Origin of the sequence: Streptomyces sp. CA-243310 (genome assembly GCF_050936775.1) — a bacterium.
In the GTDB taxonomy this organism is placed as follows: Bacteria; Actinomycetota; Actinomycetes; order Streptomycetales; family Streptomycetaceae; genus Streptomyces.
The window spans coordinates 2486739-2513507 of sequence record NZ_JBNJMF010000002.1; the positions used below are offsets into that span (position 1 = coordinate 2486739).

The following is a 26769-nucleotide window of genomic DNA, read 5'->3' on the forward strand; positions in this document are numbered from 1 at the left end:
AGTCGAGTGCCGCACACGGTAGCTTTGTCGGGATAAACGCAATGGAACAAAGGGATCGAGGTGCACGTGCCTGACGTCTCCGTGGTCGTCATCGTCTACAACGACGCAGAGCGTCTGCCGACAGCCGTCCAGTCGGTTTTGGACCAGACCCTGCACGGGGTCGAAGTCGTGATCGTGGACGACTGCAGCAAGGACCGTTCCTTCGAGGTCGCCAAAGAACTCGAAGCAGCGCACCCGGGGCGGGTGCGTGCCTACCAGTTGCCCGAGAACAGCGGCGCCGGCGGCGAGCCCCGCAACATCGGCATCGGCCATGCCGAGGGCCGCTACGTCATGTTCCTGGACAGCGACGACATCCTCGAGGTGAACGCCTGCCGCAACATGCTGGAGGCCGCCGAGCGGACGGACGCCGACATCGTCTCGGGGCTGTGCGTGCGGGTCCACAAGGACACCCGCAACCAGAAGCGCGACGAGTGGTACGCCTGGCTGTACCGCACCACCCGCACCCTGAACTCGGTCAGCGAGCTGCCGGACCTGTTCGTGTGGGACACGCTGTCCACGAACAAGTGCTACCGCCGCGACTTCCTCCTCGACAACAACCTCCTCTTCCCGAAGGGGATGCTGTACGAGGACCTGATGTTCATCGCCGAGGCCTACCTCGCCGCGAAGAAGATCACCCTGATCCCGAACCAGGTGTACTTCTGGAACGTCTACGCGCAGGCCAAGGTCAAGTCCGTGACCAACCGCCGGCACGAGATGACCAACTACATCCACCGGTTGGAGATCCACCGGCGGATCGACGCCCTCCTGGCGGAGCGCGGCATGACCGAGATGCAGACGGCCAAGGACGTCAAGTTCCTCAAGCACGACCTCGTGCTGCACCTGCGTGACCTGCCGTTCCGCGACGAGTCCTACCGGCGCGAGTTCGCCGAGCTCTCCCGCGGCTACCTGGAGGGCCTCGACCGCGAGGCGTACACCCGGGTCCAGCCCATCCAGGCCATCTGCGCCTACCTGCTCCAGCAGGGCGACTGGGACAACCTGCTGCCCGCCGTGGACACCCTGACCCACCGGAACAAGGTGTCCTCCCCGCTCGCCAGGAAGGACGGCCGGATCTACTGGTGCGCCGAGCACCTCGACGACGAGTTCGCCCGCAGCGTGCTCGACGTCACGGACCTCGGTTACCACCAGAAGCCGATCCGGGAACTGTTCCTGCGCAACGAGCTGACGCGCTACGCGGAGGCCGACGGCACCGTGCGGCTCGCGGGCCGCATCACCAACCCGCTGGGTGTCATCAGGCCCGAGGCGAAGATCAAGGGCCAGGTCGAGTTCCGGGCCCGCCGCCGCAGCCTGCAGACGTTCAACTTCCCCGTGAAGGCGCTGCGCAACGAGGGCAGCGTCATCTCCTGGGAAGCCGACGTCGACCTCAGTGCCAGGCTCCGTCCGCTGGGCATCATCGACTCCGTCTGGGACGTCCGCGTCATCCTGGACGTCGACGGCGCGAAGACCAACACGCGCCTGACCATCGGCGAGAGCGAGCTCGGCAGCGGTCTGCTGCCCGTCAAGCCGCGCCTGACCCGCCTGGTCGCGGACCACATCGAGCCGCAGCCCACGGCCAAGGGCCACCTGGCCTTCCGGCTGGTCTCCGCCCGGCACGACAACGAGCGGATCGAGGAACTGATCCAGAGCGCCGTGCGCGGCAGGCCCGGCAAGCTGGCCAAGGCCGGCTACCGCCGCGCCAAGGAGCTGCGCAAGACGCTGACCTCGGAGAAGACCAAGCTGCGCCTCTTCCACGAGGTCTACGGCCGGCTGCCGGTGAAGAAGCGCACCATCGTCTTCGAGAGCATGCTCGGCAAGCAGTACAGCGACAGCCCGCGCGCCATCTACGAGGAGATGCGCAGCCGCGGCCTGGAGTTCGAGGCGTTCTGGTCGTACGCGGGCAGCCCGAAGGACTTCCCCGCGGACGCCCATCTGGTGCGCCGCTGGTCGCTGCCCTACCTGAAGGCGTTGGCCCGGGCGGAGTTCTGGGTGGACAACCAGAGCTACCCGCTGAAGCTCGCCAAGCGGCCCGACACCACGTACATCCAGACCTGGCACGGGTCCGCGCTCAAGAAGATGGGCTTCGACCAGCCCGGTCTGAAGGCGGCCACGCACGCGCAGCAGGCCGCGGAGGAGAGGCACCTGAGCCGCTTCGACCACTTCGTGTGCCGCTCGGAGCACGACGTGCGGACCCTCGCGAAGGCCTTCCGGATCGGCGAATCGAAGCTGCTGCGGGTGGGTTACCCGCGCAACGACGCGCTCGTCCGGGCCCGGCAGGCCGAGGACGCGCCGGACGGGCGCCGCGAGCGCGGTGCGCTGGCCGCCGAGCTCGGCATTCCCGCCGACAAGAAGGTCCTGCTGTACGCGCCGACGTTCCGTACGCCGGGCGCGTTCCCGATGCCGTTCGACGTGGAGAAGTTCACCGAGGAGTTCGGCGACCGGTACGTGCTGCTCGTCCGGGCGCACTACCTCAACCACGTGGTGCTGCCGCCGACGGCCAAGGGCAAGGTCATCGACGTGTCCGCGCGGCACGACGTGATGCCGCTGATGGAGCTGGCCGACGCGCTGATCACGGACTACTCCTCCGTGATGTTCGACTACGCGCTGCTGGACCGGCCGATCCTCTTCTTCGCGTACGACTACGACTCGTACGTACACGAGGAGCGCGGCACCTACTTCGACCTGGTGGAGCACGCTCCGGGTCCGGTGTTCCGGACCGAGGAGGAGTTCCACGACGTCCTGAAGAGCCTCGACACGGCGCAGGACCCGCATGCCGAGGCCCGCAAGCGCTTCGTGGCCGAGTTCGGCGAGTACGACCGGGGCAACGCCGCCGAGCGGATCGTCGACACGTTCTTCTCCGGGTGGAGCCGCTGATGTCCGAGGTGATCGAGACGACGACCGTGACGAACCCCGAGATCGCGACGACGGGGGCGGCGATGTCCGGGACGCACGACGGGCGGCCCCGGGACATCTTCCTGGTCTCCAACAGCGTGGACGAGCTGGGCGGCATCACCAGCTGGTCCCACCAGATGGCCCGGATCTTCTCGGAGCGCGGACACGCCGTCCACGTGGTGGGCGTCGTGCCGGCCCCCGAGGATCGGCGCGCCGACCTGGGCGAGGACCTGCCGTACCGCACCACCACCCTGTACGACGTGCACCCGCCCTCCATCAAGGCCCTCAGGGGCCTCAAGGGCAAGCTCGACATCATCGAGCGCCGGCGCCGGGCCGCACGCGACGCGGGCATGCGCGCGCAGGCCGCGAAGCTGACCGAGCTGTTCCGGGCGGCCCGCCCGGGGGCCGTGGTCATCGTGAGCCAGGTCTGGGCGATGGAGTGGGTGGCCATGGCGGACACCTCCGGTCTGAAGCTCGTCGGCATGAGCCACGAGTCCTTCGAGACCTGCCGCAGGTCCTCCCGGTTCGGGCGGGTCAAGCGGTTCTACAAGAACGTGGACCGGATGCTGGCCCTCACCCGCGAGGACGCGGACCTGTGGATCCGCCAGCGGATGGACAACGTGGGCTCCATGCCGAACCCGCTGCCGTTCTTCCCCGAGGAGCCGTCCCTGCGGACCGCCGAGCGCGTGGTCAGCATCGGCCGGCTGCACGAGGAGAAGGGCGTGGACATGCTCCTCGACTCCTGGGCGGAGGTGGCGCCGAAGCACCCCGGGTGGGTGCTGACGCTCTACGGCTCCGGTCCGGAGGAGGAGGCGCTCAAGGCGCAGTGCGACCGGCTGGGGATCTCCTCCTCGGTGGAGTGGATGGGTCGCACCTCCGACGTCCCCGGCGCGTTGCGCGACAGCGCGGTGTTCGCCCTGTCCTCGCGCGGTGAGGGCTTCCCCCTCGCCCTGATGGAGGCCATGGCGACCGCGGTGCCCTGCGTCGCCTTCGACGTGGCCCCCGGCGTCCACGAGATCATCTCGGACGGGGTCAACGGCCTCATCGCCCCGCCCGGGAACACCGGTGAGTTCGGCCGCCGCCTGGACGCGCTGATGTCCGACCGCGAGCTGCGCGACCGGATGGGCGAGCAGGCCCGCGAGGACATCCAGCGGTACTCCACGGAGGAGATCAGCAGGCGCTGGGAGGATCTCTTCACGCTGCTGCACCGCTGACCTGCGGGCAGAGCGGGAACAGCGGGAACAGCGGAGCAGGACGACGGGCCATCACCCTTTTCGGTGGTGGCCCGTCCACGTACCCTCGACGGAGGGGCAAGAGGCCGCCGAGCGGCCGATGTCGTCCACCCGATCCGAGGAACCGCCCATGGGCTCCCGCGCGAGCGTCAGCGTCGTCATACCCGTGCACAACACCCGGCGCTACCTGCGGCGCTGCTTCGACTCGGTGGCCGCCCAGACCCTCACGGCGGACCGGATCGAGGTCATCGCCGTGGACGACGGCTCGACCGACGGTTCCGGTGACTGGCTGGACACCTGGGCGGCCCGGCACCCGAACACCACCGTGATCCACCAGGCCGCCTCCGGTGGCGCCGGGAAGCCGCGCAACGTCGGGATCGACGCGTCGGGCGGCGACTACCTGTTCTTCCTCGACTCGGACGACTACCTGGGCCCGGAGGCCCTGGAGCGGCTGGTCCGGATGGCCGAGGAGCAGGACTCCGACGTGGTGTACGGGCGGATCGTCGGGGTGAACGGGCGGGCCGCCCCGGTGGACCTGCGCACCACCAGCGCCGAGGTCTCGCTCCACGACTCCCCCGTGTACTGGACGCTCGCCGCCTACAAGCTGTGGCGCCGCAGCCTGGTCGACACGCACCGGTTGCGGTTCACCGAGGGCCGGCTGCTCGGCGAGGACCTCCCGTTCGGCGCGCACGCCCTGCTGCACGCCCGCCGGATATCGGTGGTCGCCGATCACGACTGCTACTACCTGGAGGGCCGCGGCGACGGCACGAACGCCACGCAGCAGGACGTCGACTGGGTGGCGCAGCTGGCCTACGTCGGCGAGATCCTGGAGATGGTGGCCGATCACGTGCCGGCCGGTCCCGTGCGGGACAAGCTCATGGAGCGCCATTTCCACGGCGAGGTGCTGAGCATGTTCGCCGAGCCGTACCTGGCCCGCGACGAGGCGGGCCGCGAGGCGATGCTCCGGGCGGCCGAACCGCTCGTCGAGACCTACCTGACCGAGCGGATCAGCGCCGCGCTGCCGCCCCGGCTGCGGATGCGCGCCCATCTGATCAAGGCGGGTCGGACCCGCGAGCTGACCGCCGTGGTCACCGCCGACACCGTGGACGGTCTGGGTCCCGCCGTGATCGAGGGCGGTCGCGCCTTCGCCGCCTACCCGTTCTTCCGGGCCCCCGGCGCCGGTCTCCCCGACGAGCTGTACGACCTGACCTCGCGGGTGGTGCTGCGGCAGGAGCTGGCCTCGTACAGCTGGGACGGTCCGGTGCTGCGGCTGCGCGGGACGGCCCGGCTCGACGGCATGGGCGGGGCCGCGGAGCAGGAGGTGGCGCTGCTGCTGCGGCGGCAGGGCCACACCATCCGGATACCGGCGGCGCGGACCGACGCGCGGGGTGGTTACGAGGCGGCGGTGGACGTCAACCGGGCCGCCGAGGGCCTGCGGCTCGACGACGGGATCTGGACCGTACGGGTCGCGGTGGCGGCGGGCTCCCTCGTCAAGGAGGCGTGGCTGCCGAGACCGAAGGCCGCCGAGTACGACGCCGCCCCGGTGCCCCGGATCGTGCACGGCACGCCCGGGGAGCCGCCGCAGGCCGCGACGGTGTTCCACTCCGAGGCGCACCAGCACGTGAACCTGGACCTGGGCGCCACCCGGATACCGCTGGCCGCCGACGCGCGCGGCACTGCCGCGGCACGGGTCGTGGGCGCCCCGGTCCTGGAGGCGACGGCGACCATACCGGGCTGGCCTGCGGACGCCCCGGTGGACTTCGTGCTGCACGCGCCGGGCCGGGCCCCCTTCACCACGCCGGCGGTGGGCGGCACCGATGCGGACGGTCGGCTGCGGGTGCGCACGGAGGTGCGGGGGGTGCCGGAGGGCGAGTGGCAGGTGAGGCTGCGGATACGGGACCGGGGGTTCAGCCGGGAGCTGCCGGTGCGGTCGGCCGACGGGGCGGCGCTCACCGTACGGGTACCGCTGCCGTTGCACCGCCGGCTCGGTCGGCACGCCCGCCGGACGGTCTCCCGGATCGTGCGCGCGCCGGCCCGCTGAAACGCGCGCCGGCCCGCCGCCCGGGTGATCGGGGCGGCGGGCCGGTGGCACGTCCGAAGCGGACGACAGGGCCCGGGGCGATGCCCGGGGAGACGGCTAGCGCTGCGCGGCCACCTTGTTCGCCTGCCAGCCCGCCCACGCCGAGGCGATCATCTCGCGGACGTCGTGGCGGGCCTTCCAGCCCAGCTCCGCGGCGATCCGGTCGGCGGAGGCCACCACCTTCGCCGGGTCACCGGGGCGGCGCGGGGTGACCACCGGCGCGAAGTCGTTGCCGGTGTCGGCGTTCAGGAACTCGACCATCTCGCGGACGGAGACGCCCTCGCCGCGGCCGATGTTGACGGTGAGGTCCTTGTAATCGCCCTGCGCGCCCCACTCGGCGAGCCTGCGGGCCGCCACCACGTGGGCGTCCGCGAGGTCCTCGACGTGGATGTAGTCGCGGATGCAGGTGCCGTCCGGGGTCGGGTAGTCGTCGCCGAAGATGCGGGCGCCCTCACCGGCCTCGTAGCGCTCGAAGACCATCGGGACCAGGTTGAAGACCCCGGTGTCGGCGAGTTCGGGGGTGGCGGCGCCCGCCACGTTGAAGTAGCGCAGGCAGGCGGTGGAGATGCCGTGCGCCTTGCCGGCGGCGCGGACGAGCCACTCGCCGGTGAGCTTGGTCTCGCCGTACGGGCTCAGCGGCAGGCAGGGGGTGTCCTCGGTGACCAGGTCCACGTCGGGCATGCCGTAGACGGAGGCGGAGGAGGAGAAGAGGAAGTTGCGGATGCCGGCCTCGGCCACGGCCTGGAGCAGCACCGTGAGGCCCTGCACGTTCTCGTGGTAGTAGTACAGCGGCTTCTCGACGGACTCGCCGACCTGCTTCTTGCCGGCGAGGTGCACCACGCCGGTGATCCGGTGCTCGGCGAGGGTCTTGTCCAGGAGCGGCCGGTCCAGCACGGAGCCGATGACCAGCGGGACGCCGTCCGGGACCCGGTTCTCGTTGCCGGTGGACAGGTCGTCGAGGACGACGACCTCCTCCCCCGCGAGCCTCATCGCGCGGACGACGTGCGAGCCGATGTATCCGGCGCCACCGGTGATCAGAAAAGTCATGCCGTGTTCTCCCGAGTCCTGTCCGATTCCGCCGGCCGTCTGCGACCGGTGTCCTGCTGTCAGCCCGACCGAAGGCTTGCCCTGACCCTGCCGAGGCGGTTGCGTACGAGGCTCATGGCCCCGGACGCGCCCGGTGCGAGACGCACGCCCAGTGAACCCGCGGCGGTGCGGTACGGCTGCGCCAGCAGAACACCGTACCGGCTGCTGGGCAGCGCCCGGCGTCGCAGCAGGTCGTCGAGGGGGCGCGGCGGGATCACGAGGGAGCTCCCGTCCTCACACCGCACTCCGATCTGCACGCCCCACGCCTGCATGCCGCGTCCGCCGCGTCGCCGTCCGGCCTCCGCGAGCGCGGTGAGCCGGAACGGCAGTTCGGCGGTCCAGCCGTCCCCGTCGGTCGCGGGGGTCAGTTCCACGGGTTCGCCGAGGACCGGTTCCCCGCCCGAGCGCGCCTGGAAGCCCAACCACGCGGTGCGCGGCCCGGCGGCGGCGAGCCGTCCGTACATGTCGTGGACGCGGATCCGCAGGCCCGCGGTTCCGCTCAGGCGGGCGTCGACGGTGACGGGGAGTTCCCCGGTCGGCAGCGTCGCCATGCCGTCCAGCTCCACCGGCAGCTCCTCGCTCCACACGGGCAGCCCGTCCGGGGTGCTCGCGTACGGCGGCAGCAGGCGGGGGGGCTCGGCGGCGAAGCGCGTCAGCCGCTCCACGTCGGCGGGCGGCTTCGGGGTGGCCCGCAGCAGTCGTACGATCCAGCGCGCGTGCGGCCCTGCGGCCTCGACCTCGGCGTCCGTGAACCCGTCGAGGTAGTCGCGCGTCGCGGCCCACCAGGCGGCCTGGTAGTCGGGGTCGTCGCCGAGTTCGCGCAGGTACATGCGCAGGTCGTACTCCAGGAACTTGACCTGGCAGGCGTGGCCCAGTGCCGGGGAGGAGGCGGTGAGGATCCGGGCCGCGGTGCGGTGCGCCTCGATCCTGGACAGCCAGTTGGCGACGTCCTTGCGGTCGAGGGAGATCGACACCTGGGCGGCGGACCGGCGCACGTGCCAGACGTAGACGAGGTCGTCGATCACGGCGACGCGGGGGGCGGCGGCCAGGACGCGGGCGGTGAAGACGAAGTCCTCGTAGACGAAGCGGCCGTCGGGGAAGCGGATGTCGTGCTCGTCGAGGAAGGCGCGCGCGTACAGCTTGTTGACGCAGAGGGTGTCGCGGACCAGTTCGGGCCGGTCGGCGGGCCTCTCGATGACGTCGCCCGCGGTGTACAGCCCCGGCACCCAGGGCACGTCCTGACGTTGCGGCAGCTCGCGGCGTACGCACGCGCCGACCGTCACCGGTGCGCGGTGCCGTTCGGCGGCCCGCACGAGGGCGTCGGCCGCGCCGGGCGGCAGGACGTCGTCGCTGTCGAGGAAGAGGACGTACGGGGCGGTCGCGGCCGCGATCCCGTCGTTGCGCGGGGTCCCGCAACCGCCGCTGTTCTCCGTGCGGTGCAGGACCTTCAGGCGGGGGTGGCGCTCGGCCAGCTCGTCCAGGACCCGCCCGGTGTCGTCGGACGAGGCGTCGTTGACCGCGATGATCTCGTCGACCACCGGGCCCTGGTCGAGTGCCGAGGAGACGGCCTCGCCCACGAGCCCGGCGTCGTTGTACGCGATCACCACGACGGAGACGGTTGCGGGATTGATGCTGGTCACCCGCTGGATCCTAGGCGACCCGGGTAAAGGTCGCCTCAAGACCCCCGTCGGACCCTTGACGGCGGCGGGCCGCCGTCAGGATCCGGACATGTCCTAGAAGGGACGGAACTCGTCGTACTCCTGCTCGGCGGAGTCGCCGCGCTTGGCTTCCTTGTCCTTGCGGCGCGTGGTGGCCGGGCGCGGTGCGTCCAGGCGGTGGTCCTCGCCTCGGCGGCCCAGCATCTCGGCGCCGGCCATCACGGTCGGCTCCCAGTCGAAGACGACGGAGTTCTCGTCGGAGCCGATGGCGACGCCGTCACCGGCGCGGGCGCCGGCCTTCTTCAGCGCTTCCTCGACACCGAGGCGGGCGAGACGGTCCGCGAGGTAGCCGACGGCCTCGTCGTTGTTGAAGTCGGTCTGGCGGACCCAGCGCTCGGGCTTCTCGCCGCGCACCTGGTAGACGTCCTCGACCTCGTCGTAGGTGACGGTGAAGCCGGAGTCGTCGACGGCCTTCGGACGGATGACGATGCGGGTCGCCTCCTCCTTCGGCTTGCGGGAGCGGGCCTTGGCGATGACCTCGGCGAGGAAGTACGAGAGCTCCTTGAGCCCCGTACGGGACACCGCGGAGACCTCGAAGACCTTGTAACCGCGCGCCTCCAGGTCGGGGCGCACCATGTCGGCGAGGTCCTGGCCGTCCGGGATGTCGACCTTGTTGAGGACGACGAGGCGGGGCCGCTTCTCCAGTCCGCCGCCGTACATCCGCAGCTCTTCCTCGATGACGTCGAGGTCGGCGAGCGGGTCGCGGTCGGACTCCAGGGTGGCGGTGTCGAGCACGTGCACGAGGATCGAGCAGCGCTCGACGTGGCGCAGGAACTCCAGGCCGAGGCCCTTGCCCTGGCTCGCGCCGGGGATCAGGCCCGGGACGTCGGCGATCGTGTAGACCGTCGAGCCGGCCGTGACGACGCCCAGGTTCGGGACCAGGGTGGTGAACGGGTAGTCCGCGATCTTCGGCTTGGCGGCGGAGAGGACCGAGATCAGCGAGGACTTGCCGGCGCTCGGGAAGCCGACCAGCGCCACGTCGGCGACGGTCTTGAGCTCCAGGACGACATCACCGGTGGTGCCGGGGACGCCGAGGAGGGCGAAACCGGGCGCCTTGCGGCGGGCCGAGGAGAGCGCCGCGTTGCCGAGGCCGCCGCGCCCGCCCTCACCGGCGACGTAGGTGGTGCCCTGGCCGACGAGGTCGGCGAGGACGTTGCCCTCCTTGTCGAGGACGACGGTGCCGTCCGGCACGGGCAGGATCAGGTCCTGGCCGTCCTTGCCGGAGCGGTTGTCGCCGGCGCCGGGCTGACCGTTGGTGGCCTTGCGGTGGGGGCTGTGGTGGTAGTCCAGCAGGGTGGTGACCGCCTGCTCCACCACCAGGATGACGTCGCCGCCACGGCCGCCGTTTCCGCCGTCGGGGCCGCCGAGCGGCTTGAACTTCTCCCGGTGAACGGAGGCGCAGCCGTGGCCCCCGTTACCCGCGGCGACGTGCAGCTCGACGCGGTCCACGAAGGTGGTCATGGGTGTTCCTCCAGATACATACGGGAATGTCCCGGGCAGGCCTTGCCGCCCATTAAACGTGTCTATGTGACAACGCGCCGAGGGCGGACCTCTCTTCCCGGCTTCCGCCGGGAAGAGTTGAGATCCGCCCTCGGGGTGTTACGAACGCGTGTGATGCAGCAGGAGCTGGATCAGGCGGCCGGAACGATGTTGACGACCTTGCGGCCACGGTGCGTGCCGAACTCGACCGAACCGGCCTGCAGCGCGAACAGCGTGTCGTCGCCACCACGACCGACACCCGAGCCCGGGTGGAAGTGGGTGCCGCGCTGGCGGACGAGGATCTCGCCGGCGGAGACGACCTGACCGCCGAAGCGCTTCACGCCGAGCCGCTGAGCATTGGAATCGCGCCCGTTCCGGGTGGAAGATGCGCCCTTCTTGTGTGCCATGTCTCAGTCCCTCTTACTTCGCAGCCGTGGGGATACCGGTGACCTTGATCGCCGTGTACTGCTGGCGGTGACCCTGGCGACGGCGGTAGCCGGTCTTGTTCTTGTAGCGCAGGATGTCGATCTTGGCGCCCTTGTGGTGGTCCACGATCTCGGCCTGGACCTTGATCCCGGCCAGCACCCACGGGTCGCTGGTCACGGCGTCGCCGTCGACAACGAGCAGGGTCGAGAGCTCGACCGTGTCGCCAACCTTGGCAGTGGAAATCTTGTCAACCTCAACGATGTCACCAACAGCAACCTTGTGCTGGCGACCACCGCTGCGCACGATGGCGTACACGCGGATCTCTCTCTCACTCGGGACGGATGCTCCTGAAGCCAGCCGCTCACGCGGGCCGAGGCCCACGGTGATCCGGATTGGACGAGCGGCCTCTCCCCGGCGACGCGCACGCGCGAGGCGCGTACACGGACGTACGGAGGAGGAGGGTGCTCAGGAGCGCGACGCGCACTAGACGGAAAATCATCTAGGACATGCCGACGGTCTAGGTTACGGGCCTGGTTCCAGGGGGTCAAACCGGGCCCCGCACGCCCGTGGGCCCCGCCGAACGGCGGGGCCCACGGGTGTGACGCGGATCAGGCCTCGGTGGGAGCCGAGACGGACGGGAGCGCCTGCTGCTCCGCCGCCGCGGTCTTCTTCGTGGCCCGCTTCGCCGGCGCCTTCTTGGCCGGGGTGGCGGCCTTCTTGGCGACGGTCTTCTTCGCGGCGGTCTTGGTGGCCGCCGCCTTCTTGGCCGGGGCCTTCTTCGCCGCGGTGGTCGCCTTCTTGGCCGGAGCCTTGCGGGCGGCCTTCTTCTTCACCGGCGCCTCGGGCTCGGCGTCGGCCTCGACCGGCGCCTCGGGCTCCGACTCGGCTGCCGCGGGAGCCGCCTCGACGACCAGGACGGCCGCCTCGGCCGCGCCCGCCGGGGAACCGGCGGGTGCGGTGGCCTTGCGGGTGGCACGGCGACGCGGGCGGGCCGGAGCGGCGTCCGCGACGGGTTCGGCCACCGGCTCGGCCGGGGTCTCGACGACCGGCTCGGGCTCGGGCTCGACGACGGGCTCGACGACGGCCTCCACGACCGGCTCCGGCTCCGCGACGGCGGCGGCCGCGGGGGCACCCGCCGGGGCGGTGGCCTTGCGGGTCGCACGGCGACGCGTACGGCCCTTGGGGGCCTCCTCGACCACGGGCTCCGCGACGACCTCGGTCTCGACCGGGGCGACGGGCTCGGGCTCGACGACGGCCACCGGCTCGGCGACGGCCTCCACGACCGGCTCGGGCTCGGCCACCGCGGCCGGGGCCCGCTCCGGGGCCACCGCGCCGCGCGGGGCGCCCGCCGGGGCGGTCGCCTTGCGGGTCGCGCGGCGACGGTTGCGTCGACCGCTCACGCCGGAGGCCGCGGCCTCCGCCTCGGCCCGGCTGCCGTACAGCTCCTCGTCCGGGACGAACTCCGGCTCGGGCAGCGCGCGGGGCGCGGAGACCTCGGCGGCCAGTTCCTCCTCGGTCTCGTAGACCTCGGCGTCACCGGTGTCGGTCGACTCGACGTCGTGATCGTGGTCCTGGGCACGGCCGCCGCGGCGCTTGGAGCGCTTGCCGTTGCCGCCACCGCCGACCACGGTCGGGGTCTCCATGTGGACGATGACGCCGCGACCGTTGCAGTGGACGCAGGTCTCGGAGAAGGACTCCAGGAGGCCCTGGCCCACCCGCTTGCGGGTCATCTGGACCAGGCCCAGCGAGGTGACCTCGGCCACCTGGTGCTTCGTGCGGTCGCGGCCCAGGCACTCCAGCATGCGCCGCAGGACCAGGTCGCGGTTGGACTCCAGGACCATGTCGATGAAGTCGATGACGACGATGCCGCCCAGGTCGCGCAGCCGCAGCTGGCGCACGATCTCCTCGGCCGCCTCCAGGTTGTTCCTGGTGACGGTCTCTTCGAGGTTGCCGCCCTGACCGGTGAACTTGCCGGTGTTGACGTCGATGACGATCATCGCCTCGGTCTTGTCGATCACGAGGGAGCCGCCCGAGGGCAGCCACACCTTGCGGTCGAGCGCCTTGGCGAGCTGCTCGTCGATCCGGTACGTCGCGAAGACGTCGACCTCGGAGGTCCAGCGCGAGAGCCGGTCGGCCAGGTCCGGGGCCACGTGGTTCACGTAGCCGTGGATGGTCTCCCAGGCGGTGTCACCGCTGACGATGACCTTCGAGAAGTCCTCGTTGAAGATGTCGCGCACGACGCGGACGGTCATGTCCGGCTCGCCGTACAGCAGGCTCGGCGAAGAGGTCGAGATCTGCTTCGACTTCTTCTGGATGTCCTCCCACTGGGCCTGGAGGCGCTCGACGTCACGACGCAGCTCGTCCTCGCTCGCGCCCTCGGCGGCGGTGCGCACGATGACGCCCGCGTCCTCGGGGACGATCTTCTTGAGGATGGTCTTGAGACGCGCGCGCTCGGTGTCGGGCAGCTTGCGGCTGATACCGGTCATCGAGCCCTCGGGCACGTAGACGAGGTAGCGGCCGGGCAGCGAGACCTGGCTGGTCAGGCGGGCGCCCTTGTGGCCGATCGGGTCCTTGGTGACCTGCACCAGGACCGACTGGCCGGACTTGAGGGCGGACTCGATGCGGCGGGGGCCGTGGGCCATGCCGAGCGCCTCGAAGTTGACCTCACCGGCGTAGAGGACCGCGTTGCGACCCTTGCCGATGTCGATGAAGGCGGCCTCCATCGACGGCAGCACGTTCTGGACCTTGCCCAGGTAGACGTTGCCGACGTAGGAGGTGGCCTCCTCCTTGTTGACGTAGTGCTCGACGAGCACGTCGTCCTCGAGGACGCCGATCTGGGTGCGCTCGCCGGCCTGGCGGACGACCATCACGCGCTCGACGGCCTCACGACGGGCCAGGAACTCGGCCTCGGTGATGATCGGCACGCGGCGGCGGCCCTGCTCGCGGCCTTCGCGACGGCGCTGCTTCTTCGCCTCCAGGCGGGTCGAGCCCTTGATGGACTGGACCTCGTCGGAGGAGGTGGAGCCGGAACCGGCGGCGGACTCGGAGCGCTCGCGCGCGGGGCGCGGTTCGCGGACCTTGACGACGGTGCGTACGCCGTCGTCCTCGGCGGCGTCGGCGTCGGTACCGCCGTCACCGCTGCGACGGCGGCGACGCCGGCGACGGCGGCTGGAGCTGGAGCCGAGGGCGCCCTCGTCGGACTCGTCGTCCTCCTCGGCGGATTCCTCTTCGCTGTCCTGGTCGGCGGACTCGGCCTCGGTGTCCTCGTCGGTGGACTCGTCGAGGTCGGCGGCCTCGCCGCGACGGCGGCGACGGCCACCACGACGGCGGCGGCGCGAGGGACGCTCGCCGTCGTTCTCGTTGTCGTCCTCGTCGAGGTCGGCGGAGTCGGCCTCGGTCTCCTCGGCCTCGTGGAGCTCCACGTCGGCGAGGGAGACGGGGGCGGACTCGACGGCCGGGGCCGCGGGCTCGGCGGCGCCGCGACCGCGGCGACGGCGACGGCCGGCCGGCTGGGCGGCGGGGGCCTGTACGGCCTCGGCCACGGCCTCCGTGTCGTCCTCGTCCTCTTCGTCGTCGACCTGGCCGGCGGCGGCAGCGGCAGCGGCCGCCATGGCGGCGGTCTCCGGGGTCTGGAACATCGGCTCGGCGAACACCGGGGCCTGGAACACGGCCACGGCGGGGCGCGCCGCACGACGGCCGGCGCGGGACTGGGCCGGCGCGGCGGACGCCTCGGCCTCGGCGGCGGGCTGCGCGGGGGCGGCGGGGGTGACGGCTCCGGAGCGGGTGGCGCGGCGACGGCCGCCGCGCTTCGGGGAGTCCACGGCGTCGGCGACGGTGACGGTGGCCTTGGAGGCGACCGGGGCCTCGGCGGCCGGCGCGGGGGCCTCGACGGCGGGCGCCTCGGCGGCGGCCTCGGCGGCGGGAGCGGCCGGAGCCGCAACGGCGCGGGTGGCCCGACGACGGGCACGCGGCGCCGGGGCGGCGGGCTCCTCGACGACCGGGGCCTCGACCGGGGCGGGCGCCTCGACCGGGGTCTCGACGACGGCCTCGGCCGTCGGAGCGGACGGGGCGGTGACGGCGCGGGTGGCACGGCGACGGGCACGCGGCGCAGGGGCCGCGGGCTCCTCGACGGCGGGAGCGGCCGGGGCCTCGACGGCCGGCGCGGGGGTCTCGACCGCGGGCGCCGGGGCGGCGGCCTCGGCGGCGGGAGCGGCCGGAGCCGCAACGGCGCGGGTGGCACGACGACGGGAACGCGGCGCAGGGGCGACCGGGTCCTCTACGGCGGCGGGCTCTTCCAGGGCGACCTCGGCGGCGGGTGCCTCCGGGGCGGTGACGGCGCGGGTGGCACGGCGACGGGCACGCGCAGGGGCCGCGGGCTCCTCGACGGCGGGAGCGGCCGGGGCCTCGACGGCCGGCGCGGGGGTCTCGGCCGCGGGCGCCGGGGCGGCGGCCTCGGCGGCGGGAGCGGCCGGAGCCGCGACGGCGCGGGTGGCCCGACGACGGGCACGCGGCGCGGGGGCCGCGGCCGGGGCGGTCTCCTCGGCCTCCTCGGCGGGGGCGGCGGCCGGGGTTTCGGTCACGGCCTCGGCGGCGGTGGCGCCGGGCGGGCCCGCGGGCCGGGAGGCGGCGCGGCGACGCCTGCGCGGGGGCAGGTTGTCGCTGGGGCTTCCACCGTCGGCGTTGCCGGCGGTGTTGTTGTTGTCAGACGTTTCGTTGTTGAGCATTGCGGGCGGTTCTCCCGTCACGCTCCCGGGCGCCGCGGCTGACATCCGGTCCGGCACGGCTCCGCGTAATGAGCGCGGAACCGGCCTCCGGGGCGCGTTCGCCACACGGGAGCTCAGTTTCATGGCCGCCGGTTCCGTACGTGTTGTCCGTACGGCCTGGCGGAAGTCTTCAGGTCTGTGTGCGCTGCCCGGCCCAGGTGGCTACCGAGTGCCAGGGCGGCGCGACAACGGCGTTCCTTACGCGGCGGGACCTTCCGGCGCCTTCGCGTCGGCGGCCACGGCGCCCGTGGGTGGGGCGGCCGTGACAGCCTCGCGGTCGGGCGCGAGCGGGTCGGTCACCGTGCCGGACTCCTCGTCGAAGAGCCCCTGCGCCAGCCTGGTCACCGCTGCGGGGACCGGCGGCGCCAGGTCGGCCACAGCTCGGAGACCGGACAGGACGTCGTCGGGTCGTACGGCAGGTGTCAAATGCCGAACAACCAGCCGCAGTATCGCACAGGCATTGTCCAGAGGCCTATCAGCCGGGGCCGGATGTGCTTCGAGACTGACCACGGCGCCGCGCGTGTCGAAGGTCCGCATGCCGTTCTTGGTGCGGCGCTGGACCTCGACGGCGTCGGCCGCGAGGAAGGCGGCCACGGCCCGTTCGGCGTCCGCGTGCTCGACGCCGTCCAGGCGCAGCTCCCACACGGAGGCGGTCAGTCGCTCGGCGAGCCCGGACGTCCTGGCCTCCACCGCGTCGACGATGTCGAGGCCGACCGGCATCGATTCGTCGAGCAGGACCCGGAGCTTGTCGGGGTCGCGGGGTGCCGCGAGGGCGATCTCCAGGTACTCGGCCTCGCTGCCGGTGCCGGTGGGTGCGGCGTTCGCGTAGGAGACCCGGGGGTGGGGGGTGAAGCCGGCCGAGTACGCCATGGGCACCTCGGAACGGCGCAGGGCCCGCTCGAAGGCACGCTGGAAGTCTCGGTGGCTGGTGAACCGGAGGCGGCCGCGCTTGGTGTAGCGCAGTCGGATGCGCTGCACCACCGGTGCGGGAGGCGGGCCTTCGGGCTGGCGCTTGCCCAGTGGTTCTTCTCCTTGTGCGGGGCTCCGCGGCTCGCGCGTCGCCCTGAGGCCTGGTGAGCCTGCCGGCCACGCCCCACCGGCCGGCTCACCCCTGCCTTTTGTGGAGGGAGATCTCGGGGGCGGGCGTGTTGCCTGCGGCTGTCGTACTACCCACACTACGCGCCCGTGACCTCGCCGGTTCCCGGGGAGGAGTACCGAACAGCGCCCGTCGCACCTCGGCACGCGCCTCCCGCACCGCGGTGCGGGAGGTCCGCCACACCTCCCGGACCAGGTGTCCGACGGGGGTGGCGATCCGCCGGTGCGCCCAGCGGGCGGGCCGGACCACGAGCCCGCGCCACAGGAGGAGCAGGCCGCGACCGAGGGCGCGGCTGATCCGGCCGGCCAGGTGCCAGGCTCCGCGCAGCAGGTGTCCGAGGGGGGTGAGGACGTACGCGTACAGCCCGCGCCCGACCGGGGCGAGCAGGTACCGGTACGCGCCGACCGCGATCGGGGCGACGACGTACCGCCACGAGGCCACCCAGGGCCATACGAACAGGACCTTGCCCAGGAACGACAGGAGGCGGGCGGACCCGCGGCCGAGGGGGGTGAGCAGGTGGGCGTACACGGCTCGGGCCAGCCGGGAGATCCCCTGTCCGGCGGGCCGGAGCAGGTACCGCAGCAGCGAGCCGCCGAGCGGGGCCAGGACGTGGGTGGTCAGCGCGTTCCCGAGCAGGGCCAGGCCCCGTCCGATCGGGACCAGCACGTACCGCCACAGCCCCACCCAGGGCCACACGAACACCAGCTTCAGCAGGGTCGTGAGGACCAGGCCGAGGGCGCGTGCCACCGGGCGGACGACCGTGCGGTGGCACCAGGACAGGCCGCGGCCGATCGGGCCGAACAGGTGCCGGTTCAGCGTCCGCCCGAACGCCACGAGCAGGTCCCACACCACCCGTACGGGGAGTACGACGAGCACGGCCGCGATCTTCACGGGGATGCGGACGACGCCGACGAGGCAGCCCTCGCCGCCGTTCACCGGCCGCCCCTTGTCGAGTTCCATGCAGGTAGGGACACGGGACAGGCCCCCACCGTTGCGGGTGGGGGCCTGTCGAGACCGAGGTGTTACCGGACGTGACCGGGCGCGTCATCCGATGGCCGTCTTCAACGGCCGTCGGATCACGGCCTTCGCGGGACGATCACTTGACGACCGTGAGCGGCAGCAGCTTCTTGCCGGTGGGGCCGATCTGGATGTCGAGGTCGAGCTGCGGGCAGACACCGCAGTCGAAGCACGGGGTCCAGCGGCAGTCCTCGACCTCGGTCTCGTCGAGGGCGTCCTGCCAGTCCTCCCAGAGCCAGTCCTTGTCGAGACCGGAGTCCAGGTGGTCCCAGGGCAGGACCTCCTCGTAGGTGCGCTCACGGGTCGTGTACCAGGCGACGTCCACGCCGTACGCGGGCAGCGCCTTCTCGGCCGCCTGCATCCAGCGGTCGTAGCTGAAGTGCTCGCGCCAGCCGTCGAAGCGACCGCCGGACTCGTACACGGCGCGGATGACGTCACCGATGCGGCGGTCGCCGCGGGAGAGCAGGCCCTCGACGATGCCGGGCTTGCCGTCGTGGTAGCGGAAGCCGATGGAGCGGCCGTACTTCTTGTCCCCGCGGATCTTGTCGCGGAGCTTGGTGAGCCGGGCGTCGGTCTCCTCGGCGCTCAGCTGCGGCGCCCACTGGAAGGGGGTGTGCGGCTTCGGCACGAACCCGCCGATCGACACCGTGCAACGGATGTCGTTCTGGCCGGAGACCTCGCGGCCCTTGGCGATGACGTTGACCGCCATGTCGCCGATCTGGAGGACGTCCTCGTCGGTCTCGGTCGGCAGGCCGCACATGAAGTACAGCTTCACCTGGCGCCAGCCGTTGCCGTAGGCGGTGGCGACGGTGCGGATCAGGTCCTCTTCCGAGACCATCTTGTTGATGACCTTGCGCATGCGCTCGGAGCCGCCCTCGGGGGCGAAGGTCAGGCCGGAGCGGCGACCGTTGCGGGTCAGCTCGTTGGCCAGGTCCACGTTGAAGGCGTCCACGCGGGTCGACGGGAGGGACAGGCCCACCTTGTCGTCCGAGTAGCGGTCGGCCAGGCCCTTGGCGATGTCGGCGATCTCGGTGTGGTCGGCCGAGGAGAGCGACAGCAGGCCGACTTCCTCGAAACCGGTCGCCTTGAGGCCCTTCTCCACCATCTCGCCGATGCCGGTGATGCTTCGCTCCCGCACGGGGCGCGTGATCATGCCGGCCTGGCAGAAACGGCAGCCGCGGGTGCAGCCGCGGAAGATCTCCACGGACATCCGCTCGTGGACGGTCTCGGCGAGCGGTACCAGCGGCTGCTTCGGGTAGGGCCACTCGTCGAGGTCCATGACGGTGTGCTTGGACACGCGCCACGGCACGCCGGAGCGGTTCGGGACGACGCGGCCGATACGGCCGTCGGGCAGGTACTCGACGTCGTAGAACCCGGGGACGTAGACGCCGCCGGTCTTGGCGAGGCGCAGCAGCACCTCCTCGCGTCCGCCGGGCCGGCCCTCGGCCTTCCAGGCGCGGATGATCTCGGTCATGTCGAGGACGGCCTGCTCGCCGTCGCCGATGACGGCGCAGTCGATGAACTCCGCGATCGGCTCGGGGTTGAAGGCCGCGTGGCCGCCCGCGAGGACGATGGGGTGGTCGATCGTGCGGTTGCGGGCCTCCAGCGGGATGCCCGCGAGGTCCAGCGCCGTGAGCATGTTGGTGTAGCCGAGCTCGGTGGAGAAGGAGAGCCCGAAGACGTCGAAGTCACCGACGGGGCGGTGGGAGTCGACGGTGAACTGCGGGACCTTGTGCTCGCGCATCAGCTCTTCGAGGTCCGGCCACACGCTGTACGTGCGCTCCGCGAGGACGCCCTCGCGCTCGTTCAGCACCTCGTAGAGGATCATGACGCCCTGGTTGGGCAGACCGACCTCGTACGCGTCCGGGTACATGAGCGCCCAGCGGACGTCCGTGCTGTCCCAGGGCTTCACGGTGGAGTTCAGCTCCCCACCGACGTACTGGATGGGCTTCTGCACATGCGGGAGCAGAGCTTCGAGCTGTGGGAAGACCGACTCGGACATCACGCGACTTTCGTGAAGCGGGCAGGGGGCGACTCTCAAGCGTACCCCGATGCCCGGCAGCCACCCGCCGCCGAGATCACCGGCCGCGACGGGACCTATCCGCGGAGGTCCACCCGCTCCCGCACGGCCGCCGCCTTGCGCCAGACCTCCGGGAGCCGGCGTTCGCTCCGCTCGGCCAGCGCTTCCTCGTGGCCGTACAGCAGGCCCCAGGTGAAGGCGGACTCGCCCGCGGTTGCCGCTTGGACGGCGAGGGCGCGCAGGGCCTCGCGGGCGACCACGCCGTCCTGGTGGTCACCGAGGAGGGTCTGGACCTTCTTCGCGGCCTTGGACAGGCGTGCGGCGGGCTTGCCGAGGGCGGGTACGGCCGCGTCCGCCGCGTAGCGGGCCCGCTTGGCGGCCTTGCGGGCGGCGTGCAGGGCCAGGTCGCGGTCGTGTCCCGGGTCGAGGTCGAGTGCCGTCTCGACCCGGCCGGCGAGCCGGTCGAAGTCGTGCGTCACCGCCTTGGGCAGGACGTCGGCCGCCGGATGCCCGGCGGCCTCGCGCAGGGGCGGGTCGGCGAGCAGGGCGTCGAGGGCGTCCAGCAGGGCGACGTACCGGTCGCTGTCGAGTGCGGCGAGGGCCTGTTGACGGGCGGCGTGGCCGCGGGTGGTGTCCCAGACGCGCAGCCGGCCTCGGACCGGGCCGAGCCGCAGGGTGTCGGGGAGTTGGCCGAGGTGCGTCAGGAGGCGTTCGGCCATGACCTCCTGGTCGCGGGCGACGCCGAGTTCGGCGGCGAGCCGACGCAGTTCCTCCCCGAGCGGGTCGGTGGCCGCCCGGTCGAGGACCTTGCGGTACGTCTTGAAGGCGCTGCGCATCCGCCGCATCGCGACCCGCATCTGGTGGACGGAGTCGGGCAGGTCGCGGCGGACGGCGGGGTCCTGGGCGACCAGGGTGTCGCGCTGTTCGCGCAGGTACCGGAGCACCTGCGCGCCGGCCGTGTCCTCGGCGGGCCCGGTCTCGGGTCGGGCGGGGGGCGCGCCGCCCGTCTCCGTGAGCGCCCGGGCCAGTTTCGAGGGGGCGTCGGAGACCCGCAGGCCCCCTTCGCGCAAACGCCGTTCGACGGCGTCGAGCAGTTCGGGGTCCACCCCGTCGGCGAGTTCCACCTCCACCTCGGTCCAGGTGGCCCTGGCCTTGCCCCGCCTGGCCCGGACGGTGTCGGTGGACAGTTCCGCGAGCACGGCTCCGTCGGCGTCGAGCAGATGGCTGACCTCGCGGGAGGAGCGCAGGCGTACCTGCGGCTCCAGACGGCCGTCGCGTACCCGGGAGCGGACCAGTTCGGCGAGCCGGTCGGGGACGGTGTCACTGAGCGGTGCCCGGACCTCGTCACGGACGTCCGGGGAGACGGGGAGCTTGAGGTGCCAGCCGGCGTCGGCGCCGCCGGTGCGGCGGCGCAGGGTCAGCCCGTCGGCGGCGAGCCGTTGGTCGGGGGTGTCCCAGTAGACGGCGTCGAGGTCGACGGTTCCCTGTGGGGAGACGGTCTCGACGCCCGCGGTGCCCGTGAGGTCCGGTACCCGGGGACGGGCCTCCCGGGCCGGCTTCCGGCCGGGGGGACCGGACGGGTCCGGGGAGCCCGAACCGCTCCCCTGATCCGCTTCGGCTCGCGTGAACTCGAATTTCCGCTCGATCTCGCGCTTGGTCTCGGCCATGCGTCGAATCTAGTCCCGCCCGGCCGGCGGCGAGAAGGTCGGCAGGAGCCAAACCCGCCGCCCGGGTGATCAGGCCGAAAGCGGCCGTTGCACCCGGATCGATTGCAGCAGCCCCACCGCGATCCACACGGCGAACATCGACGAGCCTCCGTAGGACACGAACGGCAGCGGCAGTCCCGCGACCGGCATGATCCCCAGCGTCATCCCGATGTTCTCGAAGGACTGGAAGGCGAACCAGGCGATGATCCCGGCGCAGACGATCGTCCCGTACAGCTCGGTGGTCTCGCGGGCGATGATGCAGGCCCGCCACAGGATGATGCCCAGCAGGACGAGGATCAGCCCGGCCCCGAGGAAGCCCAGCTCCTCCCCCGCGACCGTGAACACGAAGTCGGTCTGCTGCTCCGGCACGAACTGGCCGGTGGTCTGCGAGCCCTTGAAGAGGCCCGAGCCGGTCAGTCCGCCGGAGCCGATGGCGATGCGCGCCTGGTTCGTGTTGTAGCCGACGCCGGCCGGGTCGAGTTCGGGGTTGGCGAAGGCCGCGAAGCGGTTGATCTGGTACTCGTCGAGGACGCCGAGCTGCCAGATCAGGATGGCCCCGCCGGCGCCCGCGCCGATGAGGCCCAGCACCCAGCGGTTGGAGGCGCCGGAGGCCAGCAGCACGCCGAGCACGATGACGACCATCACCATGACCGAGCCGAGGTCGGGCATCAGCATGACGATGCCCATCGGGGCGGCGGCCAGGCACAGCGCCTTGACGACGGTGCGGTGGTCGGGGTGGGCGAGGTCGCCCGCGTCCACCCGGGTGGCCAGCAGCATCGCCATGACCAGGATGATCGTGATCTTGACGAACTCGGAGGGCTGGAGGGAGAATCCGCCGCCGATCACGATCCACGCGTGCGCGCCGTTGATGGTCGCGCCGAGCGGGGTGAGCACGGCGATGATCAGCAGCAGCGAGAGCCCGTAGAGGGCCGGGACCGCGCCGCGCAGGGTGCGGTGTCCGAGCCAGATCGTGCCGACCATCAGCACCAGGCCGATGCCGGTGTTCAGGGCGTGCCGGAAGAGGAAGTAGTACGGGTCCCCCTGGTTCAGGGAGGTCCGGTTGCGGGTCGCCGACCACACCAGCATGGAGCCGATGAAGGACAGCGCCAGCGCGCAGAGCAGTATCGGCCAGTCGAGCCGGCGCACCACCGAGTCGCGGGCGGTGAGTTTGGCCATGGCTCCGCGTTCCGGGGCGTACCGGGATACGGAGAACTTGTTCGCGGTCTGCATCAGTCCTGCCTTGCTGCGGGCGGTGCGGGCGGCCCGGCGAGGGCGGGCACCTCCTCCGGGGACGGGGGCACGTAGGGCCTGACCGCGGGGGCGTCGATGGATCCGTCGGGTTGGATGGTCGGCAGGTTCGCCTCCGGCTTGATCAACAGGGCGCGCTTCACGTCCTGCTTGCCGGCCATGTCCAGACCGTAGATGGCGTTGTACACGTTGCGCACGGCGGGGCCGGACGCCCCGGAACCGGTACCACCCTGGGAGATCGTCATGACGATCGTGAAGTCCGAGGTGTAGGTGGCGAACCAGGAGGTCGTCTGCTTGCCGTAGACCTCGGCGGTGCCGGTCTTGGCGTGCATCGGGATCTCCTTCTGCGGCCAGCCGCCGAACCGCCAGGCGGCGGTGCCCTCGGTGGCGACGCCCGCGAGGGCCCCGTCCATCTTGCGGAGGGTCTCCGGGGTGACCGGCAGTCGGCCGTGGGCGCGCGGCGGGATCTTCTCGACCCGCTTGCCGTCGGCGCTGATGACGGCCTTGCCGATGGTCGGGTTCCACATGGTGCCGCCGTTGGCGATGGCCGCGTAGATGGTGGCCATCTGGATCGGCGTGACGAGGGTGTCGCCCTGGCCGATGGAGTAGTTGACGGCGTCACCGGCGCGCATCAGGTTGCCTTCGAGGCAGTTCTCGTAGGACAGCAGCTCGACGTAGGTGCCGCCCTTCTTCCCCGTCTTGCACCACATGTCCTTGTTGGCCGCCCAGAACCGCTGCTTCCACTGGCGGTCGGGGACCCGGCCCTTCTCCTCGCCCGGCAGGTCCACGCCGGTCTCGGCGCCGAGCCCGAACTGGTGGGCGGTCTTGTAGAAGATCTCCGCCGGGCGCTTCTTCGGCTTGAGCCCGCCGTCCTTCAGCCACTGTTGGTGGCCGAGGGCGTAGAAGACGGTGTCGCAGGAGACCTCCAGTGCCCGGCCGAGGGTGATGGAGCCGTGGCCCTGGGACTCGAAGTTCTTGAAGACCTGTCCGCCGATGGAGTACGAGCTGGGGCAGGGGTACTCGCCGTCGAACTTGTACCCGGCGTTGACGGCGGCGGCGGTCGGGATCACCTTGAAGATGGAGCCCGGCGCGGCCTGGCCCTGGATCGCCCGGTTCATCAGCGGGACGTTGGAGTCCTTGGCGGTCAGCTTCGCGTAGTCCTTGGCGGAGATCCCGCCGACCCAGACGTTCGGGTCGTAGGACGGGTTGGAGGCCATGGCGACGACGCGGCCGGTCTTGGACTCCAGGACGACGATGGCGCCCGCGTCGGCCTTGTAGGGGACGCCCGTGTTGCGGTCGATCTGCTTGCGCGCCTCGACCATGGCCGCGTTCAGCTCGAACTCGGCGACGGCCTGGACGCGTGCGTCGATGCTCGTCACGAGGTTGGCGCCGGGGATCGCGGGATCGTTCTGGGCCATGCCGATGACCCGGCCCAGGTTGTCCACCTCGTAGCGGGTCACGCCGGACTTGCCGCGCAGGGGCCTGTCGTAGGTGCGTTCCAGGCCGAAGCGGCCCACCTGGTCGGAGCGCAGGAAGGGCGAGTTGGTGTCCTTCGCCCGGGTGATCTCGCCGTCGGTGACCGGGGAGAGGTAGCCCAGCGCCTGTCCGGTGTTGGCGCCGCCGGGGGCGGCGTAGCGGCGGACGGCGGTGGGCTCGGCGGTGATGCCGGGGAACTCCTCGGGGCGCTCGCGGATTTGCAGGGCCTGCTGGGTGGTGGCCTTGTTGGTGACCGGGATCGGCTGGTAGGGGGAGCCGTTCCAGCAGGGCTGGGGGGTCCGCGAGTCGCAGAGCCGGACCTTGTCCATGACGTCCTGCGGTGTCATGTCCAGTACGTCCGAGAGCCGGGTGAGGACCCCCTTGCCCTTGTCCTTCATCTTCATCAGCTCGGTGCGGCTGGCGGAGACGACCAGGCGGGTCTCGTTGTCGGCGAGCGCGACGCCGCGCGCGTCGAGGATCGAACCGCGCACGGCCGGCTGGACGACCTGCTGGACGTGGTTGTTCTTCGCCTCGTGGTAGTACTCGTCGCCGTTGCGGATCTGGAGGTACCAGAGGCGCCCGCCGAGGGTGAGGAGCAGGGAGAAGACGAGCACCTGGATGATGACGAGTCGGATCCGCACCCGGGAGGTGCGGCCGGTCTCGGGGTTGTTGCTCACGCCTTCTCCTCCCTCACAGTTTCTTGACGCTCTTCACACCCTTGACGCCCTTTATGCGGCCGGCCCGGTTGGCGCGTCCGCGTGCGGTCTTCAGGCGCAGTCCACCGCGCTGGCTGCCGATGCGCAGCCCCGTGCCGCCGGCCAGCCAGCCGGAGGAGACGTCCTTGCCCTGGGGCGGGCCGCCACCGGCCTCGACGGCCATCGGGTCGTTCTCGGCGCGCCGGGCGAGCGCCATGATGAACGGCACGGTGAAGGGCGCGAGCAGCAGGTCGTACAGGGTCGCCGTGAACAGCAGGCCGGCCAGGCCGACGTGGCGGGCGGCGGTGTCCCCGACGAGGGCGCCGACGCCCGCGTACAGCAGGGTGGAGCCGATCGCGGCGGCGACGACGGTCAGCATCGGCCCCCAGACCGAGCGGAACCGCCCGTTGTCGGGTCGGGCCAGGCCGACGAGGTAGCCGATGAGGCACAGCACGAGCGCGTACCGGCCGGCGGCGTGGTCGGCGGGCGGCGCCAGGTCGGCGAGCAGGCCGGCGCCGAAGCCGATGACGGCTCCGCTGAGGTGGCCGTACACCAGGGCGAGGGCGACGACGGTGAGGAGGACCAGGTCGGGTACCGCGCCGGGCAGTTGGAGCCGGCCGAGAACGGCGACCTGGACCACGAGGGCGACCACCACGAGCGTGGCCGAGAGCAGGATCCGGTTGAAACGCATGGACGGTCAGCTCCTACTCGTCGTCCGGCTTGCCGGGCACACTGGCGGACGGGGTGACCGTGACGGTGACCGTCGGGGTGGGCTTGGGGGCCGCGGGCTTCGGCGGGAGGACCGCGTCGCGCGGGTCCTCGCGCGGCGGCATCACGACGACGCCGACGATGTCCAGGCGTGAGAAGCCCACGAACGGGCGCACCCAGACGGTACGGGTGAGGTCTCCGCGGGAGGGGTCCACCTTGACCACCTCGCCGATCGGCACGCCGGGCACGAACGGCTTGTTGCCGCGCGAGCCGAAGGTGACGAGCCGGTCGCCGGGGTTGATCTTGGCCTTGCCGTTGAGCATCTGCACGGACAGGGCACGGTCGCCCTGGCCGGTGGCGAAGCCGAGTTCGCCGGTCTTCTCCAGTCGGGTGCCGACGGTGAAGTCGGGGTCGTTGGCGAGGACCACGGTGGCGGTGTCGGGGCCGACGGTGGAGACCCGGCCGACGAGGCCCTCCCCGTTGAGGACGGTCATGTCGCGCTCGATGCCGTCCTTGCTGCCCGCGTCGATGGTGACGGTCCAGGAGAAGCCCTGGGCCGCTCCTATCGCGATGACCTCGGCGCCCTTGATCCCGTACTGTCCCGCGCCGGCACGCTTGAGCATCTCGTCGAGCTCGCGGACGCGGCTGCGGTTCTGGTCGTCACTGCCGAGCTTGGCCTTGAGCGCGGTGTTCTCGCGTTCCAGCGTCGCGATCCTGTTGTGGCGCTCGCCGGAGTCGCGTACGGCTCCTATGGCGTGGGCGACCGGATCCACCGCCGTCGCCACGCCCTTCTCGACGGGGCCGAAGACCGCTGCGGCGGCCTGTCGGGCACCGTCGACCGGTGACTCCTCGCCCGCTCTGATGTCCACCGTGATCAATGCGAACGCGATGGCGATCAGAAGCACCAGGAGCAGCCGGCTCTCTCGTGTGTCCCTCACGTGCGGCGGCCGTGCCTTCCTCGTAGATACCCGTGCGGCAGAGCCGCTCCGGTGCGACGTGCAGCTGTGATCGCACCGGACTGTTGCCTGTATATCAACGATCCGCCGCACCGGCGCGCTAGCACCCGTACGGCGGATCCTTGTGTTCCGCGTGCC

General features: G+C 71.7%; 17 protein-coding genes. 3 read left to right on the plus strand and 14 right to left on the minus strand.

The features are described from left to right. Positions 1-66 precede the first annotated feature (66 nt). From ACQEVM_RS28890 to ACQEVM_RS28900, 3 genes are all read left to right on the plus strand, one after another. Positions 67-2907 (plus strand): bifunctional glycosyltransferase/CDP-glycerol:glycerophosphate glycerophosphotransferase, encoded by a 2841-nt coding sequence (locus ACQEVM_RS28890; RefSeq protein WP_433083798.1) that lies wholly within the window; start codon positions 67-69, stop codon positions 2905-2907. Between the two features lie 62 nt (positions 2908-2969). Further along, the gene (locus tag ACQEVM_RS28895; protein WP_433085443.1) at positions 2970-4139 is read left to right on the plus strand and encodes a glycosyltransferase; all 1170 of its coding nucleotides are present in this window, start codon (positions 2970-2972) and stop codon (positions 4137-4139) included. 148 nt (positions 4140-4287) lie between these two features. Next, complete coding sequence (locus tag ACQEVM_RS28900) at positions 4288-6198, plus strand: glycosyltransferase family 2 protein (protein WP_433083800.1); 1911 nt, start codon at positions 4288-4290, stop codon at positions 6196-6198. A gap of 96 nt (positions 6199-6294) precedes the next feature. Here the strand turns inward: ACQEVM_RS28900 and galE are convergent, their stop codons facing one another. From galE to mreC, 14 genes are all read right to left on the minus strand, one after another. Next, on the minus strand, positions 6295-7284 hold the full coding sequence (gene galE, locus ACQEVM_RS28905) for a UDP-glucose 4-epimerase GalE (protein ID WP_433083802.1): 990 nt from the start codon (positions 7282-7284) through the stop codon (positions 6295-6297). Between the two features lie 59 nt (positions 7285-7343). After that, positions 7344-8963: a glycosyltransferase family 2 protein gene (locus ACQEVM_RS28910; protein ID WP_433083804.1), complete on the minus strand. Its 1620-nt coding sequence runs from the start codon at positions 8961-8963 to the stop codon at positions 7344-7346. A 93-nt stretch (positions 8964-9056) separates the two neighbouring features. Beyond that, the gene (obgE, locus tag ACQEVM_RS28915) at positions 9057-10502 is read right to left on the minus strand and encodes a GTPase ObgE (protein WP_433083806.1); all 1446 of its coding nucleotides are present in this window, start codon (positions 10500-10502) and stop codon (positions 9057-9059) included. A 170-nt stretch (positions 10503-10672) separates the two neighbouring features. Further along, entirely contained in the window at positions 10673-10927 is a 255-nt protein-coding gene (rpmA, locus tag ACQEVM_RS28920) for a 50S ribosomal protein L27 (protein WP_030013081.1), read from the minus strand. Positions 10928-10940: 13 nt separating this feature from the next. Beyond that, positions 10941-11261: a 50S ribosomal protein L21 gene (gene rplU / locus ACQEVM_RS28925; RefSeq protein ID WP_030159347.1), complete on the minus strand. Its 321-nt coding sequence runs from the start codon at positions 11259-11261 to the stop codon at positions 10941-10943. A gap of 293 nt (positions 11262-11554) precedes the next feature. Then, positions 11555-15670: an Rne/Rng family ribonuclease gene (locus tag ACQEVM_RS28930; protein WP_433083809.1), complete on the minus strand. Its 4116-nt coding sequence runs from the start codon at positions 15668-15670 to the stop codon at positions 11555-11557. Between the two features lie 237 nt (positions 15671-15907). Continuing rightward, positions 15908-16687, minus strand: coding sequence for a TIGR03936 family radical SAM-associated protein (locus ACQEVM_RS28935; protein WP_433085445.1), 780 nt, complete (start codon positions 16685-16687; stop codon positions 15908-15910). Positions 16688-16814: 127 nt separating this feature from the next. After that, positions 16815-17765 (minus strand): hypothetical protein, encoded by a 951-nt coding sequence (locus tag ACQEVM_RS28940; RefSeq protein ID WP_433083811.1) that lies wholly within the window; start codon positions 17763-17765, stop codon positions 16815-16817. Positions 17766-17901: 136 nt separating this feature from the next. After that, a complete protein-coding gene (locus ACQEVM_RS28945) occupies positions 17902-19827 on the minus strand; it encodes a TIGR03960 family B12-binding radical SAM protein (protein ID WP_433083813.1) in 1926 nt (641 codons plus the stop codon). A 92-nt stretch (positions 19828-19919) separates the two neighbouring features. Then, positions 19920-21509, minus strand: a complete 1590-nt coding sequence (locus ACQEVM_RS28950; RefSeq protein WP_433083815.1) for a CHAD domain-containing protein — start codon at positions 21507-21509, stop codon at positions 19920-19922. A gap of 69 nt (positions 21510-21578) precedes the next feature. Beyond that, positions 21579-22778, minus strand: a complete 1200-nt coding sequence (gene rodA, locus ACQEVM_RS28955) for a rod shape-determining protein RodA (RefSeq protein WP_433083817.1) — start codon at positions 22776-22778, stop codon at positions 21579-21581. Further along, entirely contained in the window at positions 22778-24949 is a 2172-nt protein-coding gene (gene mrdA / locus ACQEVM_RS28960; RefSeq protein WP_433083819.1) for a penicillin-binding protein 2, read from the minus strand. Before mrdA ends, rodA begins: the two co-directional genes overlap by 1 nt. Positions 24950-24962: 13 nt before the next feature. Next, positions 24963-25658, minus strand: a complete 696-nt coding sequence (gene mreD / locus ACQEVM_RS28965; protein ID WP_433083821.1) for a rod shape-determining protein MreD — start codon at positions 25656-25658, stop codon at positions 24963-24965. 13 nt (positions 25659-25671) lie between these two features. After that, complete coding sequence (mreC, locus tag ACQEVM_RS28970; RefSeq protein ID WP_433083823.1) at positions 25672-26613, minus strand: rod shape-determining protein MreC; 942 nt, start codon at positions 26611-26613, stop codon at positions 25672-25674. Positions 26614-26769 lie beyond the last annotated feature (156 nt).

Coding starts and splice junctions, on each gene's coding strand:
- ACQEVM_RS28895 (WP_433085443.1), top strand. CDS start 2,970: ATGTCCGGGACGCACGACGGGCGGCCCCGGGACATCTTCCTGGTCTCC.
- ACQEVM_RS28900 (WP_433083800.1), top strand. CDS start 4,288: ATGGGCTCCCGCGCGAGCGTCAGCGTCGTCATACCCGTGCACAACACC.
- galE (WP_433083802.1), bottom strand. CDS start 7,284: ATGACTTTTCTGATCACCGGTGGCGCCGGATACATCGGCTCGCACGTC.
- obgE (WP_433083806.1), bottom strand. CDS start 10,502: ATGACCACCTTCGTGGACCGCGTCGAGCTGCACGTCGCCGCGGGTAAC.
- rpmA (WP_030013081.1), bottom strand. CDS start 10,927: ATGGCACACAAGAAGGGCGCATCTTCCACCCGGAACGGGCGCGATTCC.
- ACQEVM_RS28930 (WP_433083809.1), bottom strand. CDS start 15,670: ATGCTCAACAACGAAACGTCTGACAACAACAACACCGCCGGCAACGCC.
- ACQEVM_RS28940 (WP_433083811.1), bottom strand. CDS start 17,765: ATGGAACTCGACAAGGGGCGGCCGGTGAACGGCGGCGAGGGCTGCCTC.
- ACQEVM_RS28950 (WP_433083815.1), bottom strand. CDS start 21,509: ATGGCCGAGACCAAGCGCGAGATCGAGCGGAAATTCGAGTTCACGCGA.
- rodA (WP_433083817.1), bottom strand. CDS start 22,778: ATGCAGACCGCGAACAAGTTCTCCGTATCCCGGTACGCCCCGGAACGC.
- mreD (WP_433083821.1), bottom strand. CDS start 25,658: ATGCGTTTCAACCGGATCCTGCTCTCGGCCACGCTCGTGGTGGTCGCC.